Below are 15,481 nucleotides of genomic sequence, written 5' to 3'. Positions count from 1 at the left end.
TTCTCTATTCTCTATTCTCTATTCTCTATTCTCTATTCTCTATTCTCTATTCTCTATTTTCAAATTGACTCATCGACACATCGACACATTAACTCATTAACACATTAAAAAAATGCCACTTCAAGTTTTGCCCCAATTAAACAAAAAAGTATCTTTGTAGTCTATGACACAAATCGCTTCGGATAACGCTAAAAATCAGGAGACCGTAAAGCATGTTTTTACGGCATATTTGGAATCCAACGGACACCGCAAAACTCCTGAACGCTATGCAATACTTCAAGAAATTTACGATAGTGAAGAACATTTTGACGTCGAAAATTTATACATCAAAATGAAAAATAAAAACTATCGTGTAAGTCGGGCAACGTTGTACAACACGATCGAACTTCTTCTCGATTGTGGCTTGGTACGGAAACATCAATTTGGACAAAACCAAGCGCATTATGAAAAATCATACTTTGATAAACAGCACGACCACATAATAATGACCGATACCGGTGAAGTAATTGAATTTTGTGATCCCCGAATTCAAACGATTAAAAAAACGATGGAAGAAATTTTTGGAATTGAAATACATAACCATTCCCTTTATTTCTATGCCAATAAAAAAGCATAATACAATACAACACAAACCACACAACAATGACTGTAGATTTACTGTTAGGATTACAATGGGGCGATGAAGGCAAAGGAAAAATTGTCGACGTTCTGACCTCAAAATACGATATTATTGCTCGATTTCAGGGCGGACCCAATGCTGGTCACACGCTAGAGTTTGACGGTATCAAACACGTTTTACGCACGATTCCTTCTGGAATTTTTCACCCTAATTCAATTAATATTATCGGAAACGGTGTTGTAATTGATCCCGTTGTTTTTCAAAAAGAATTGGAGGGCTTGGAACAATTCAATATGGATGTAAAAAGCAAATTATTCATCTCCCGTAAAGCGCATTTAATTTTACCAACACATCGTTTATTAGATGCAGCATCTGAAACAGCAAAAGGAAAAGCCAAAATCGGTTCGACCTTAAAAGGAATTGGTCCAACCTATATGGATAAAACCGGTCGTAACGGTATTCGTGTAGGAGATATCGAATTGGATGACTTCCAAGAGCGTTACCGTAATTTAGCCAACAAACACGAAGAAATGATTAAATTCTACGATGTGGCTATCCAGTATAATTTGGCTGAAATGGAAGCCGAATTCTTTGCTTCAATTGAAGTATTAAAACAACTAACCTTTATTGACAGCGAAGAATATTTAGTACAAGCGCAAAAGGCTGGGAAATCAATTTTGTGCGAAGGTGCGCAGGGCTCACTGTTAGATGTTGACTTTGGTACGTATCCCTTTGTAACTTCATCCAATACCACTGCTGCCGGAGCATGTACCGGTTTAGGTATTGCACCCAACAAAATCAAAGATGTTTATGGTATTTTTAAAGCCTATACAACGCGTGTTGGAAGCGGCCCTTTTCCGACGGAATTGTTTGATGAGGTTGGGGCTACAATGGCACGCGTCGGTAATGAATTTGGCTCTGTAACCGGTCGTCAACGTCGTTGTGGCTGGTTGGATTTAGTGGCCTTAAAGTATGCGATTCAAATTAATGGCGTAACCCAATTGATGATGATGAAAGGCGACGTGCTTTCTGGTTTTGAGTCATTGAAAGTGTGTACTGCCTATAATTATAAAGGTGCAACCATCCATCATTTACCTTATAACATTGAAGAGGAAAATGTAACGCCAATCTATACCGAATTCAAAGGTTGGAATGCCGATCTTACCGGTTTGACTACCTATGATAGTTTACCCCAAGAACTCAAAGACTACATCGCTTTTATCGAACAAGAAGTGGAAGTGCCGATTAAAGTGATTTCGGTTGGTCCCGATCGAAAACAAACCATAATGAGATAAATTAAAAACCCGCTTTTCATAAGCGGGTTTTGTTTTTTATAACTTTAAAATAAAGGATTCACTGCCTTCTAGTTTCAAATCTATAAATCCGAGGCCTTGTTTGACTTTTAATGGAAACGTCTTTCCATACAACACATCCTTTACAGGATAGTTCCCATCTTTTAGATGCCAAAGGTTAATCAATTCATTGGGTAGTTTCAAAGTATAGGTTTGGGAATGATTGGAATCAAAATTGGATACCACAATTAACTTTTCGGTATCCGACCAACGGGCAAATGCATATTGTTGACCATTGTATCCCGCTGTTTGAGCATTAACGGTATGTAAATCAAAGTAATTCCCCATCAAGGCCGAACTTTCAATACTGAAGTTCAATAAACGTTTATAGAAATCACGTAAAGCTTTTTCTTTTTCCGTCAACAAACCGCCATCAAATTTTCCGTGATTCATCCACCGTTGGTGGTTAGGAACTCCGATGTAATCAAAAATACTGGTACGAGAACGCTTACCAAAACCGGCATCTTCATTCCCAGGCTCACCCACTTCTTGACCAAAATACACCATAGTTGGCGATGAACTCAACGTAGTTGAAACCACCATTAATGGTTTACCTCGTTCACCCGAGCCTGCAAATTCTGGGCTAGCTAACCGCTGCTCATCGTGGTTGTCTAAAAAATGCAACATGTGGTAATCGATATCTTTATTACGATTACGTATAGTTATTAATCCGTCGGTTACTGTACGTCCTTGAATTACAGCTTTCAAATGATCATACGTTTCTACTTTATCGTACAAATAATCCATTTTCCCTTTAAAGATATAATTACGATACTCGTTTGGATTGTATACTTCAGCCAATAAAAAAGCATTGGGATTTTTCATTTTTATGGCTGAATTCATAAAACTCCAAAACTCTACAGGAACCATTTCTGCCATATCATACCGAAAACCATCAACCCCTTTTGCAAGCCAAAACTCTGCAATTTCACGAAACTTCCACCAGGAATTCGGAACGTCTTGGGTTTTCCAATATTCAAAATGTTCGGCTGCCATTTTTTTCTCAAAACCATCGGGCAATTCTGGAAAATCTTTTGATCCATCAGGACGAACCCCATAATTGACCTTAACCGTTTCATACCAATCATTACTATTGGGCTGGGGTTGTCGGGAACCATTACCGGTCCATTTGGCTGGGTTTTCATCAAATTTACCATCAATTAAAGGGTGTTTTTCACCGTTTAATGGTTTGTAATCGGTTGAAAAGGGTACTTGAAAAGGAACTCCTGGGATATAATAAAAGTTATTATTACGTGCGTATTCCTGAGTAACATCATCATCTACACCAAAATTTTTAACATAATCCGGATGGGAAATGCTGTGATAATTGCGGGCAATATGATTGGGCACAATATCAATTATAACTTGTAACCCCTTTTGGTGCGCTCGTTGAATAAGCGCTTCAAACTCTTCCATCCTACGGGATGGATCGACTGCCAAATCGGGGTTCACATTATAATAATCTTTAACAGCATAGGGGGAACCCGCGCGACCTTTAACCACATCGGGGTCATCATTGGAAATACCAAATTTAGTATAATCTGCAACTAAAGCATGGTGGGGCACACCGGTAAACCAAATGTGTGTTACACCCAAATCTTTAATTTCCTGCAAAGCCTTATCGGTAAAATCATTGAACTTTCCAACTCCATTTTCTTCTTTAGTACCCCAAGGCTTATTGGTTGTTTGGGTATTTCCAAAAAGACGTGTAAAAACTTGATAAACTACCTTTTTGTGTGCCATTGGGCTAGCAACCGTTTTCGATTGTCCTTGTGCAAACCCATGAAGGGTAAATACTAAAGCGCCAATAAGTAGTGTTTTTTTCATAATTTTAAGTTTTAAAGGCAAAAAACAAAGATAGAAATTAGAATTCGTTCCGTTACCATGATAAAAAAAACTTAATAGCGGATTCGGTAGGACTGATTTTCATAAATTTGCTAAAATTTTAAACCTTGAAATTTAGAACCTGTTTATTTCTAATCCTTTTTAGCACTTGTGCCACTCTGTTTTCCCAACGTCAACCGGGTAAAATTATTGTTGAAAATGCCGACTTTCAAGACATTAACCAATTTGAAATTCCCGATGCAGTTTTGCTTACAGGTAACGTACGCGTAAATCATGAAGGGGTAATTATGACGTGCAACAAAGCCTATTTTTTTCAAAAAGAAAATTACATAAAGGCATTTGGACAAGTGCAAATGGTTCAAGGAGATACATTATATTTAAATAGCAAGTATGCCGAATATAATGGTAATGTAAAAAAAGCCTATGCTACCGGTGATGTTGTTATGCGTTCTCCCGAATCGAGCTTAATTACAGATACGATTCATTTTGACCGAATGAAACAAGAAGCGTATTACCGCACCAAAGGATTAATTACCAATCGCGACAATACCCTAAAGAGCAATTCGGGCACCTATTATGTTAAAGAAAAAAAATACCGGTTTTTAACAGCAGTCGAACTGAAAAATCCGCAGTATGTAATCAAGTCCAATCACCTCGATTATTATACCAATTCTGGGCATTCTTATTTATTTGGACCTTCGACAATTACAGGAAAAGATAACTTTATATATACCGAAAACGGGTTCTACAACACCAAAAAAAATAGCGGGCATTTTCTCCGAAAATCGTATATCAAATACAAAGAACGACTGATAGAAGGTGATAGTTTGTATTTTGATCGAGCCCGTGAGTTTTCTTCGGGGACTCGAAATGTAAAAATTACCGATTCTATTAATAAAGCGATCGTTAAAGGCCATTATGCCGAAATTTTTAAAAAACAAGATTCCGTATTTATTACCAAACACGCTAGTGTTCGATACCAAATTGAAAACGACTCGATGTTTGTTCATGCTAAGAAAATTTTCTTAACAGGAAAAGCCGGTGAGCGCATCATTCGTGGTCAAAAAAATGTTCGCTTTTATAAAACCGATTTAAGCGGCAAGTGCGACTCGATTCATTCCGATCAAAAGTCGGCGCTAACAAAACTCATTGGACGTCCCATTTTATGGAATAATGAAAAACAGTTAACGGGAGATTTAATGCATTTAATTGGAAATAATACGACCGAAAAACTGGATTCGCTTAAAGTGTTAAACAACGCATTTATCATATCCAAAGATACGCTTGGCGCGGGTTTCAATCAGATTAAAGGAGTCAACTTGTATGGAAAATTTAGGGATAATAAACTCTATGAAGTCGATGTCGTTAAAAATAATGAAGTGATTTATTTTACCCGTAATGATCAGAACGAACTTATCGGTATCGAAAAATCAGCTTGTAGTCGGATTAACCTTTTGTTGGAAAACGGAAAAATAGAAACCATAACGTTTTTTAATAAAAACAATGGCACACTGTATCCTGAAAACGAATTTCCAGAAAATGTAAGAAAACTTCGGGGCTTTGTATGGCGTATTGATGAAAAAATAAAATCAAAAGAAGACATCTTTCCTGAAGAGGAAAAAGAAGCTGAAATCAAGATTCAAAGCGAATCGGAAAAAGAAAAAGCAAAGGTTGTCCAACCCATGCCGATTCGAAAGGAAACCTTGAATTACGATAAAAAAAACGTTTCAAAACCTAAAAAATAAAACCGACTTACGATGAGTAGTAAAGCGGACTTTTTTAAATACCAAGCACAAACCTCACCCTATCCTTTGGCGATGGAAGTTGCCTATGCTAAAGGAAGCTATATTTACGATACCCAAAATAAAAAATACCTTGACTTTGTAGCGGGGGTATCTGCCTGTTCACTTGGGCACCAACATCCTCGCGTAAATCAAGCAATTATTGACCAATTACACCGCTATTCGCATGTTATGGTGTATGGCGAATATGCACAACATCCGGCAACCCAATATTGTAAATTATTGGTACAAAACATGCATCCCTCATTAAACAAAGTATACCTGGTAAACTCTGGTACAGAAGCTACGGAAGGGGCTCTAAAATTAGTTCGCCGCGTTACAGGACGATCGCAATTAATCGCTTGCCATAATGCGTACCATGGCAACACTATGGGTTCGATGAGCGTCATGGGATTTGAAGAGCGCAAACAAATCTTTCGCCCATTGGTTCCCGATGTCGACTTTATCACATTTAACAACGAAGCGGATTTAGAAAAAATTACCACAAAAACTGCGGGGATTATTTTAGAGAGTATTCAAGGTGGTGCTGGATTTATCGAACCCCAGAATGATTTTCTAGCTAAAGTCAAACAACGCTGTGAAGCGGTAGGCGCATTGATGATAATCGATGAAATCCAACCGGGTTTTGGTCGAACCGGTAAATTGTTTGGCTATGAAAATTACAATGTTGTTCCTGATGTTGTCGTTATAGGAAAAGGAATGGCTGGCGGAATGCCGGTTGGCGGATTTATTGCCAATGAAAAATATATGGACTTGCTCAGTCATGACCCGAAACTAGGGCATATTACTACATTTGGTGGTCATCCTGTTATTGCTGCTGCCAGTTTAGCGACCCTACAAGTGGTTTTGGAACAAGATTATGCCCTTCAATCGATAGAAAAGGAAAAATTATTTCGCTCGTTATTAATTCATCCCTTAATCGAAGAAATTAGAGGACGAGGCTTAATGTTGGCCGCAATGACCGCAACACCCGAAATAACCAATCGCGCAATTCTAAAAGCACAAGACAAAGGTTTGATCTTATTTTGGCTCTTATTCGAAGGAAAAGCAATACGCATTACACCACCCCTAACTATTTCAGAAGAAGAAATTCGAGAAGGATGCGCAATCTTACTTGAAACGCTAGACGAACTCCTCGCTGAAGATAACCTTAATTAACCGTATCGGCTGTTAATTAAATTGTTTAAAACAAATCGTTACTTTTTACGTTTTCCGATAAGGTTTCAGTACCTTTAATAAACCAAACGTAAACCCATTTGCTATGTATTTGGATCACGAAGAAGAAAACCACAATTTATCACTCAATCGTTTTGAGTCGATGCTGAAAACAAACAAAGTGTTCTTCTTCGATTCGGAAGAATTTGAGGAAATCATTTTGTATTATCTCGATATGGGCAAAACCAATTTAGCCAAAAAAGCGCTTAAATTGGGATTGGACCAGCATCCAAAATCGACCGGATTAAAATTGGTTCAAGTTGAAATGCTTGTTTATGAAGACAAATTGGACGCTGCTGAAAAATTGTTAAACGAATTGTATGCAATAGAGCCTCATAATGAAGAAATTTTCATTCAACGGGCTAGTATTTATTCCAAACGTGACAACCACGAGAAAGCCGTAGCATGTTTGCAGGAAGCTTTAAATTATACCGATGATTTTGCCGATGTCTACAACTTAATGGGGATGGAATATCTTTTCATGGATAATTTAGAAGCTGCTAAAGAAAGTTTTATTAAATGCCTCGAAGAAGATTTCCTAGATCAATCTGCTCTTTATAATGTAGTTTATTGTTTTGAATTTTTGGATCAAAACAAAGCGGCCGTCGATTATTTAAAAACATATATTGAGCGTAATCCGTATAGTGAAATCGCTTGGCACCAATCGGGTCGTTTGTATTATGGATTAAAAGATTATGAAAATGCTGTTCGTGCTTTTGAATTTGCCACCTATATAGATGACACCTTTGTGGGAGCATTTATGGAAAAAGGGAAAGCATTGGAGCGACTAAAACGCTATGAAGAAGCCATTGCGTGTTATAACCAAACCATAGCTTTAGATGATCCAACCTCCTATGCCTTGTTGCGTATCGGGAAATGTTATGAAAAGTTAGGAAACCGCGCAGAGGCAATGAAGTATTTCAACCAAACAGTTCATGAAGACCCCCTTTTGGACAAGGGTTGGATTGCAATAACTGATTTTTACATACGCGAAAAAAACTTCCAAAAAGCTTTGTTTCATGTCAACAAAGCACTTGCTATTGACGATCAAAATCCTGGATATTGGAAACGATATGCAACCATTAACGAGGCAATGAACTTTTTTGAAGAGGCGGAATACGGTTACCGTAAAGCCGTCGAGTTGGGTGATTTTGAATTGGATACTTGGTTGTTTTGGGTTGGTATTTTACAGTACTTAGGTGAATATGAGCATGCCGTGCATACCCTTTTGCAAGCATCAGAATATTATCCTGAAGAGCAAGAAATTGAGTACCGATTAGCCGGTTTGTATTTTATCCAAAATTTAAGCGAAAAAGGTTTATTTCATTTGGCCAACGGATTGCGCTTGAATTATCAAAATCATACACTTATTGCTACATTATTCCCATCGATTTGGGAGCAAACTGAGGTCCAAAATTATATTTCGAAGTTTGAAAAATAATGGCAAATACTCCCAAAAATCGTTTTGGATTAATTGGTCGAAACATTGACTATTCGTTTTCTCGGACCTATTTCAGCCAAAAGTTTGAAGCCGAAAATGATAATGGGTGTATTTATGAAAATTTCGATCTTAAAGATATCACTGCTTTTCCTGAAATTTTAGCAAAATATCCCGATATAAAAGGGTTAAATGTAACGACTCCCTACAAAGAATCGATCATTCCTTATTTGGATGAATTATCAAAAAATGCTCAAGAAATTGGTGCCGTCAATGTAATTCGTTTTAAAAAAAATGGGCAATTAAAAGGATATAATTCTGACTGGTACGGATTTAACACAGCAGTGAAGCCTTTGCTGCAATCCCACCACAAAAAAGCATTACTTGTTGGAACAGGCGGAGCTGCCAAAGCAATCGCTTACGGGTTAAAACAGCTCGGAATTACGGCTACTTTTGTTTCCAGAACAAATCAAGTCAATTGTATTCATTATGAAGAATTAGAGCCTTCAATTTTTGAATCCCACACACTTATTGTCAATTGCACGCCTTTAGGAACTTTCCCAAATATAGAAGCTTTCCCACCGCTTCCCTATCATTTATTCACACCACAGCACTTGGCCTTTGATTTAATTTATAATCCCGAAAAATCTGCATTTTTACAACAAGCCGAATCCCAAGGTGCCGTAGTCAAAAATGGTTATTCAATGTTGGTTTTTCAAGCTGAAAAAGCATGGGAAATTTGGAATAAATAGAACAGAAAAATAGTTGATGTCCATTAATTAAAATAGTAATGCCGCTACAAAGCATTATTTTCTTTTGAACTTTGCCTTTGGTTTAGTATCTTTCGCCCTTAATTAGTATATAACTTCACAACACAAGCGAATGTCTGAAGAATTGAATGATAACCTGATGCCAGAACAAAACGGCTCAGACGGAATGGAAAATCAAACCGAAGATAACCCACAAAATACTGAGGTACAGGAAACGGTTACGCCGGAAATAGATCAAGAAAACCCGGTACCCGATACCGAAGTTGAAGTTTCTTTAACTGCTGAAAATCCAGTTGAGACAGAAGTGCTTTCGGGTGAAACGATTGAAGCGAATGCTCCAATTGAAGTCACTGCTCAAGAAGCAGCCGTAAATGCAATTGCCGATGTCAATGCCGAAGAAAGTGAAGATGTGACCTTGAAGGGCCGTCATGATATTCCGATGCAAGATTATGACACCTTGTCAATGGAACAATTGGTTGCACAATTGGAATCATTGGTTCAAGTAGAACACATTATGTCGGTAAATGAACATGTTGAAGAAGTGCGCAAATCATTTTTGGCTAAATTTCATCATTTTATCGATGAAAAGCGTGACGAATTCTATGCTGAAAATCCCGATTCGACAGAAGACTTTCAGTATGATTTTCCATTAAAAAAACGCTTTGACCTGTTATATAATCAATTCAGAGATTTAAAAACCAAACACTTTAAATCGCTTCAAAATGCGTTAAAATTAAATCTCGAGAAACGAGAAGCTTTGGTTGAAGAATTGAAACATGTAGTTGCCAATTCATCGGGTAACATAGCGCAAGCCCTTAAACAATTAAATGATATTCGCGAACGCTGGAAAAATGCAGGACCAATTCCCAAAGACAAATACAATCACGTATGGAATAACTATCATTTCCATTTGGAAAATTTTTATGATGTTCTCCATTTGGACCGTGAAGCTCGTGATTTGGAATTTAAAAATAATTTAGATCAAAAACAACGAATCATAGCACGGGTGCAAGCACTATTAGACGAAACCGATATCAATAAGGCATTTCGTGAATTGCAAGACTTACACCGCATTTGGAAAGAAGAAATTGGACCAGTTTCGAAAGAAGTTCGTGAGGAGCTGTGGCAACAATTTAGTGCATTAACAAAACAAATGCATGATAAACGGGAATCATTAGCCGAAAGTTTCCGAATTCAAGAAACAGAAAATTTACAGAAAAAGCAAGCTATTATTGCACAATTAGAACAATTGGCAACAGAAAAAGTGAATACGCATGCTTTATGGATAAATCAAATTGCCAAAGTTGAATCGTTGCGCAATGCATTCTTTGCAGCAGGAAAAGTTCCGGCAGAACTCAATGAAGCGACCTGGGCTGCATTTAAACTGGCCGTACGTAATTTTAATGTTCTTAAAAATTCATTTTATAAAGACATCAAACGCGACCAAAGCGATAATTTAAGTCGTAAACAAGCCTTAGTAGTAAAAGCCAATGAATTAAAAAATTCAGAGGACTTTGAGAAAGCCACTATGATAATGAAACAAATTCAAGAGGAATGGAAAGCGATTGGCCATGTACCACGTAAATTTTCAGATTCGCTTTGGAAAGAATTCAAAGAAGCTTGCAATCTCTATTTTGAACGTTTAAAGGACAGTAAAAAAGAAGAAAATGCGGTTGAAATAGAAGCATTTAACCAAAAGAAAGCCTATTTGGAACAATTGCGAACCTTTGAATTATCGGGTGAACATAAATCAGACCTCGAAGCGATAAAAGCACATATAGATAACTGGAAAGGATTGGGTAAAGTTCCTTTTAATCGCCGTCATATTGAAGGTAAATTCAATAAAATCTTAGATGCCTTATTTGAAAAATTGAGCACGAGTAAAAAAGAAGGTGAAATGAACCGTTTTACGAGTAAATTGGATACGTTTGTTGGAGATGATCGTCGCAAATTGGATAATGAAAAGTTATTTATAATGCGAAAGATTGATGAAGTACAACAAGAAATCTTTCAGTTGGAAAACAATATTCAATTTTTTCAAAATTCCAAAAACAACCCGATTGTCAATGAAGTAAAGAAAAGCATCGAACGACACAAAGGAGAGTTGGCAACATGGAAAGATAAACTAAAACACATCAATACTTTGATCAAACAAAATAAAGAGTCCGCTGAATAGCGGATTTTTTTTGCATGACAAATATCATTTTACAGCTAGTAACAGTGCTATACATTTGGGTAAAAATAGTGTTACTCATGCAACCTTCACGCATTCAAAAATACAATGTTCCGGGACCAAGATACACGAGTTATCCAACCGTCCCCTATTAGGTTGAATGTAATTTTAGAATCCAATTATGAAAAAACACTCTGAAATCTTATTTTTAATAACTTTTTAAAATTGAAACTCCTATTCTATTCATTTTTTCTCAAAAATAAATAATATACAGGAACTCCTAATGCTACAATACCCAATCCAAGTCCCGTATTACGGGTATCATAAATTAATAAAGCAAAACAAATGAGTGCTGTAATTACCATATATATCATGGGAACAAACGGATAACCAAAGGCCTTGTAGGGTCGTTCTGCATTGGGTTCTCGTTTACGTAAAATAAAGAGGCCACCAATCGTGAGTATATAAAACAGTAACGATGCAAAAGTAGCATAGGTTAATAAATCGCCATATTTACCCGTAAGACAAAGTACCGAAGCCCATATTCCTTGCACCCACAATGCACGAGCGGGCACATCTTTATTATTGAGTTCAGCTGCTTTTTTGAAAAACAAACCATCTTGCGCCATAGCGTAAAACAGACGCCCTCCACTTAAAATTAAACCACTATTGCAACCAAAAGTCGACACCATTATGAGTCCGGCCATTACCAATACTCCAACATTACCCATAATTACGCTTGCCGCTGCTGCCCCAACACGATCTTCGGCAGCAAACATAATTCCGCGCTCCATTACTGTGGTGCCATCGGGTGATCCATTTAAAGGCAATAAAGATAAATAGGCCACATTCGCAAGCAAATAAATTATAGTCACAATCAACGTCCCTAAAAATAAACTTCGGGGGATGTTGCGCTTGGGGTCTTTAATTTCACCCGCAATAAAAGTTACATTATTCCATGCATCACTTGAAAACAAAGGATTGATAATGGTTGCACCCATTACACCTAGTAATGCTACACCACTTAAGAGGGAAATTTCAAGCGTTCCTTCGTGATTGATCGTTTTTTTTGCTTCCCAAACGTTGGTAAAATTTTGAGCCAAAACCTCCGATTGTAAGCCTACATATAAGCCTAAAATAATCAATGCAAACAAGGCAAGGAGTTTTGCCGAAGTAAACACCAGTTGGATAAACTTTCCATTTTGAACTCCACGAGTATTAATATAGGTGAGCAAAAGAATACTCCCGATTGCCAATAGTTGTTTATTGGTGAATACAAACGTATCGATTGTAAGTAGATTATTTTCTAAAACTGGAAAAAACACAGCGGTATAATTGGCAAATGCCACTGCAACGGCAGCAATAACTCCGGTTTGAATTACAGTAAATACCGTCCACCCGTAAAGGAAGGAAATGAGTTTACCATAGGCGCGTTGAATATAAACAAACTGCCCTCCTGCATTTGGCATCATTCCCGCTAATTCACCATAACTAAGCGCAGCGGACATGGTTAAGAGTCCGGTAATCAACCACAAAACCAAAATCCAAGCCGCCGAACCCACGTCACGTGCCATAGCAGAAGTGACCAAAAAAATACCAGATCCAATCATCGATCCTGCTACCAAACTAGTCGCATCAATAAGACCAAGTGTACGTTTTAATTCGTTTTTTTCCATAGTAGTTGTTTGAGTTTAGACTTTGGACTTTAGACTTTAGTCGTTGGACTTTAGACTTTAGTCGTTAGTCATTGTTTATTAATATTATCAAATTATCAAACCTGCCGGCAGGCAGGCAGGTATTCAAATTATTAAAGCTTCTTCGCCTCATTCCAATACACATCCATTTCTGCTAGAGTCATATCGGCTAAAGATTTTCCCATTTCATTTACCTTTTGTTCAAGGTATTGAAAGCGCTTGATGAATTTTTTGTTCGTTCGCTCCAACGCATCTTCAGGATTAACTTTTATGAATCGGGCATAGTTTATCATAGAAAACAAAACATCTCCAAACTCGGACTCGATACGATCGTGGTTTCCGGAAACAACTTCTTCGTTTAACTCCTGTAGTTCCTCTTGTACTTTTTCCCAAACTTGTTCGGGAACTTCCCAATCAAAGCCTACGCCTTTAACTTTATCTTGGATACGACTTGCTTTTACCATCGCTGGCAAACCATTAGGAACACCTTCTAAAACCGATTGTTTGCCTTCTTTTAATTTTAATTTTTCCCAATTTTGCTTCACCTCTTCCTCATCGGCCACAACAACATCACCATAAATATGCGGGTGACGGTGTATTAATTTATCACTGATTTCATTTGCCACATCAGCAATATCAAATGCTTCTTTTTCGCTGCCTATTTTTGCATAGAATACAATATGCAGAAGCAAGTCGCCCAACTCTTTTTTGACTTCATCAAGATTATTATTCAAAATCGCATCGCCTAATTCATAGGTTTCTTCAATGGTTAAATGACGTAATGATTGTAAGGTTTGCTTTTTATCCCAGGGACATTTTTCGCGTAATTCGTCCATTATATCGAGTAATCGATTAAAAGCTTGAAGTTGCGTTTCGCGCGTATTCATAGAAATCGTTTTGGGTAAATATAAACAATCCCGACCATAAATATGATCGGGATAAATGCTATTTGATTTTTTTCTTAAAATTTATTCGCTTTTCTTAGCGGGCTTCTTTTTTGCCTTAACTTCTTCTACAACATGGTCTTTAATTTCAGCGGCGTTTTCAATTATAGGTTCTTCTTTTGAAACCATGCCTTTCGCTTGTAAAATATTATACCAATTTAAAACCTTTTTAATATCTGAAGCATATACGCGGTCTTGGTCATAATCGGGTAATACCGTTTGAAAATAGGCAATCAACTCGGCATTATCCGCTTTATGAGAAAGGGCTGGACCTTCATTTTCTTTTTGGGCTATGGCACGCATCACCTCAACTAATGGCTTTTCTTCCGTAAAAGTATACATCGAAATTTCAGACAATAAACTAACATTACTACGCATTCCAACGGTAATCTTTTTACCATCCAATAACGATTCTGCTACAAAGCCTGAACGGGTTTGTATTTTTAATTCAAATAATCCGGGTTTACCAGAAATGGCTAATATTTTATCAATTTTCATTTGATTTATTGTTTTCGGTGGCAAATATATTTATTTGTTTGAATTAACGTCCTTTTTTATTATAAAATCTCATTCGGTAATCAGGGCGCGCTTTTCCATCCATAATATTTTGAAGTTTTTTCTTTAGTAAGGTGCGTTTAAGCATTGCAATTTTATCGGTAAATAAAATTCCTTCAATATGATCATATTCATGCTGGATTACCCTAGCGATTAGACCATCATAAACTTCCGTTTTCTTTACAAAATTCTCATCGTAATATTCAATCGTAATTCGCTCTTTACGATAGACATCTTCCCGAACATCGGGAATACTCAAACAACCTTCATTAAATCCCCATTCTTCCCCTTCTTCATTCAAAAGAACTGCATTAATAAAGGTTTTTTTAAATCCTTTTAACTGTTCTCTTTCTGCTGAATCAATCACATCTCCATCCGCAAATGGCTCAGTATCAATCACAAACAAACGAATCGCCAAACCTATTTGTGGGGCAGCCAAGCCCACACCATAAGCATTGTACATGGTGTTATACATATCCGCAATTAACGCTTTCAATTGGGGATATTCCGGTGAAATAGCCTCACTAACTTTTCGTAAAACTGGATCGCCGTAACCTACAATAGGTAAAATCATGAGTGAAGTTTTAAATTATAACGCAAAAATAGTACATTTTTACCTTTTGAAAAGGGATTATATCATTTTACGGGTAAGATAATCCTGCAATAAAATAGTCGCAGCAATCTCATCGATGAGTCCTTTATTTTGTCTTTGTTTTTTTTTAAGGCCACTATCAATAAGCGTTTGAAAAGCCATTTTGGAAGTAAACCGTTCGTCAACACGTTCGACTAGGATCTCAGGAAATTGCTTTTGAAAACGGGCTACAAAATCATTGATTAGTGGTGCGCTTTCCGAAGGCAAACCGTTCATTTGTTTGGGTTCACCAACCAAAACCTTACTCACATTTTCAGTCGTAAAATAAGCACTTAAAAAAGGGAGTAATTCTGACGTTGCAACCGTTGTCAATCCTGAAGCTATTAGTTGTAGCTCATCAGTTACGGCAATACCCGTGCGCTTTATTCCGTAGTCTATAGCTAATAGTCGTGGCATATGTCAAATGTACAAATTATTTTACC

General features: G+C 37.2%; 13 protein-coding genes. 7 read left to right on the top strand and 6 right to left on the bottom strand.

Features of this window, described 5'->3' with window-relative positions; genetic code table 11:
- Window positions 1–163 precede the first annotated feature (163 nt).
- Window positions 164–616 carry a transcriptional repressor gene (locus tag Q0039_RS04190; protein ID WP_297509529.1) on the top strand — a complete coding sequence of 151 codons (453 nt, stop codon included), beginning with the start codon at window positions 164–166 and terminating at the stop codon, window positions 614–616.
- A 26-nt stretch (window positions 617–642) separates the two neighbouring features.
- Window positions 643–1,914, top strand: a complete 1,272-nt coding sequence (locus tag Q0039_RS04185) for an adenylosuccinate synthase (protein WP_297509526.1) — start codon at window positions 643–645, stop codon at window positions 1,912–1,914.
- A gap of 36 nt (window positions 1,915–1,950) precedes the next feature.
- Here Q0039_RS04185 and Q0039_RS04180 read toward each other — a convergent pair whose 3' ends face one another.
- Window positions 1,951–3,714, bottom strand: a complete 1,764-nt coding sequence (locus Q0039_RS04180; protein ID WP_297509538.1) for an alpha-amylase family glycosyl hydrolase — start codon at window positions 3,712–3,714, stop codon at window positions 1,951–1,953.
- A gap of 236 nt (window positions 3,715–3,950) precedes the next feature.
- Between Q0039_RS04180 and Q0039_RS04175 the strand changes: the two genes are divergently transcribed.
- The 5 genes from Q0039_RS04175 (at window position 3,951) to Q0039_RS04155 (ending at window position 11,217) form a co-directional block, all read left to right on the top strand.
- Complete coding sequence (locus Q0039_RS04175; protein WP_297509535.1) at window positions 3,951–5,561, top strand: OstA-like protein; 1,611 nt, start codon at window positions 3,951–3,953, stop codon at window positions 5,559–5,561.
- 12 nt (window positions 5,562–5,573) lie between these two features.
- Complete coding sequence (locus tag Q0039_RS04170) at window positions 5,574–6,776, top strand: aspartate aminotransferase family protein (protein WP_297509523.1); 1,203 nt, start codon at window positions 5,574–5,576, stop codon at window positions 6,774–6,776.
- A 103-nt stretch (window positions 6,777–6,879) separates the two neighbouring features.
- Window positions 6,880–8,274, top strand: coding sequence for a tetratricopeptide repeat protein (locus tag Q0039_RS04165; RefSeq protein WP_297509520.1), 1,395 nt, complete (start codon window positions 6,880–6,882; stop codon window positions 8,272–8,274).
- Entirely contained in the window at window positions 8,274–9,023 is a 750-nt protein-coding gene (locus tag Q0039_RS04160) for a shikimate dehydrogenase (RefSeq protein ID WP_297509518.1), read from the top strand. The genes Q0039_RS04165 and Q0039_RS04160 overlap by 1 nt, the downstream gene beginning before the upstream one ends.
- 130 nt (window positions 9,024–9,153) lie before the next feature.
- The gene (locus Q0039_RS04155; protein ID WP_297509515.1) at window positions 9,154–11,217 is read left to right on the top strand and encodes a DUF349 domain-containing protein; all 2,064 of its coding nucleotides are present in this window, start codon (window positions 9,154–9,156) and stop codon (window positions 11,215–11,217) included.
- A gap of 236 nt (window positions 11,218–11,453) precedes the next feature.
- Here the strand turns inward: Q0039_RS04155 and Q0039_RS04150 are convergent, their stop codons facing one another.
- The 5 genes from Q0039_RS04150 to ruvX all read right to left on the bottom strand — a co-directional run bounded on the left by Q0039_RS04150 (window position 11,454) and on the right by ruvX (window position 15,455).
- Window positions 11,454–12,890, bottom strand: coding sequence for an amino acid permease (locus Q0039_RS04150; protein WP_297509512.1), 1,437 nt, complete (start codon window positions 12,888–12,890; stop codon window positions 11,454–11,456).
- A gap of 131 nt (window positions 12,891–13,021) precedes the next feature.
- Complete coding sequence (gene mazG, locus Q0039_RS04145; protein ID WP_297509507.1) at window positions 13,022–13,795, bottom strand: nucleoside triphosphate pyrophosphohydrolase; 774 nt, start codon at window positions 13,793–13,795, stop codon at window positions 13,022–13,024.
- Between the two features lie 81 nt (window positions 13,796–13,876).
- Window positions 13,877–14,350, bottom strand: a complete 474-nt coding sequence (locus Q0039_RS04140; protein ID WP_297509504.1) for a DUF5606 domain-containing protein — start codon at window positions 14,348–14,350, stop codon at window positions 13,877–13,879.
- A gap of 43 nt (window positions 14,351–14,393) precedes the next feature.
- Window positions 14,394–14,981, bottom strand: coding sequence for a peptide deformylase (gene def, locus Q0039_RS04135; RefSeq protein WP_297509501.1), 588 nt, complete (start codon window positions 14,979–14,981; stop codon window positions 14,394–14,396).
- Between the two features lie 57 nt (window positions 14,982–15,038).
- Entirely contained in the window at window positions 15,039–15,455 is a 417-nt protein-coding gene (ruvX, locus tag Q0039_RS04130) for a Holliday junction resolvase RuvX (protein ID WP_297509498.1), read from the bottom strand.
- Window positions 15,456–15,481 lie beyond the last annotated feature (26 nt).

Source organism: Flavobacterium sp. (assembly GCF_027484945.1).
GTDB lineage: Bacteria > Bacteroidota > Bacteroidia > Flavobacteriales > Flavobacteriaceae > Flavobacterium.
This window is presented reverse-complemented; position numbering and strand designations above follow the sequence as displayed.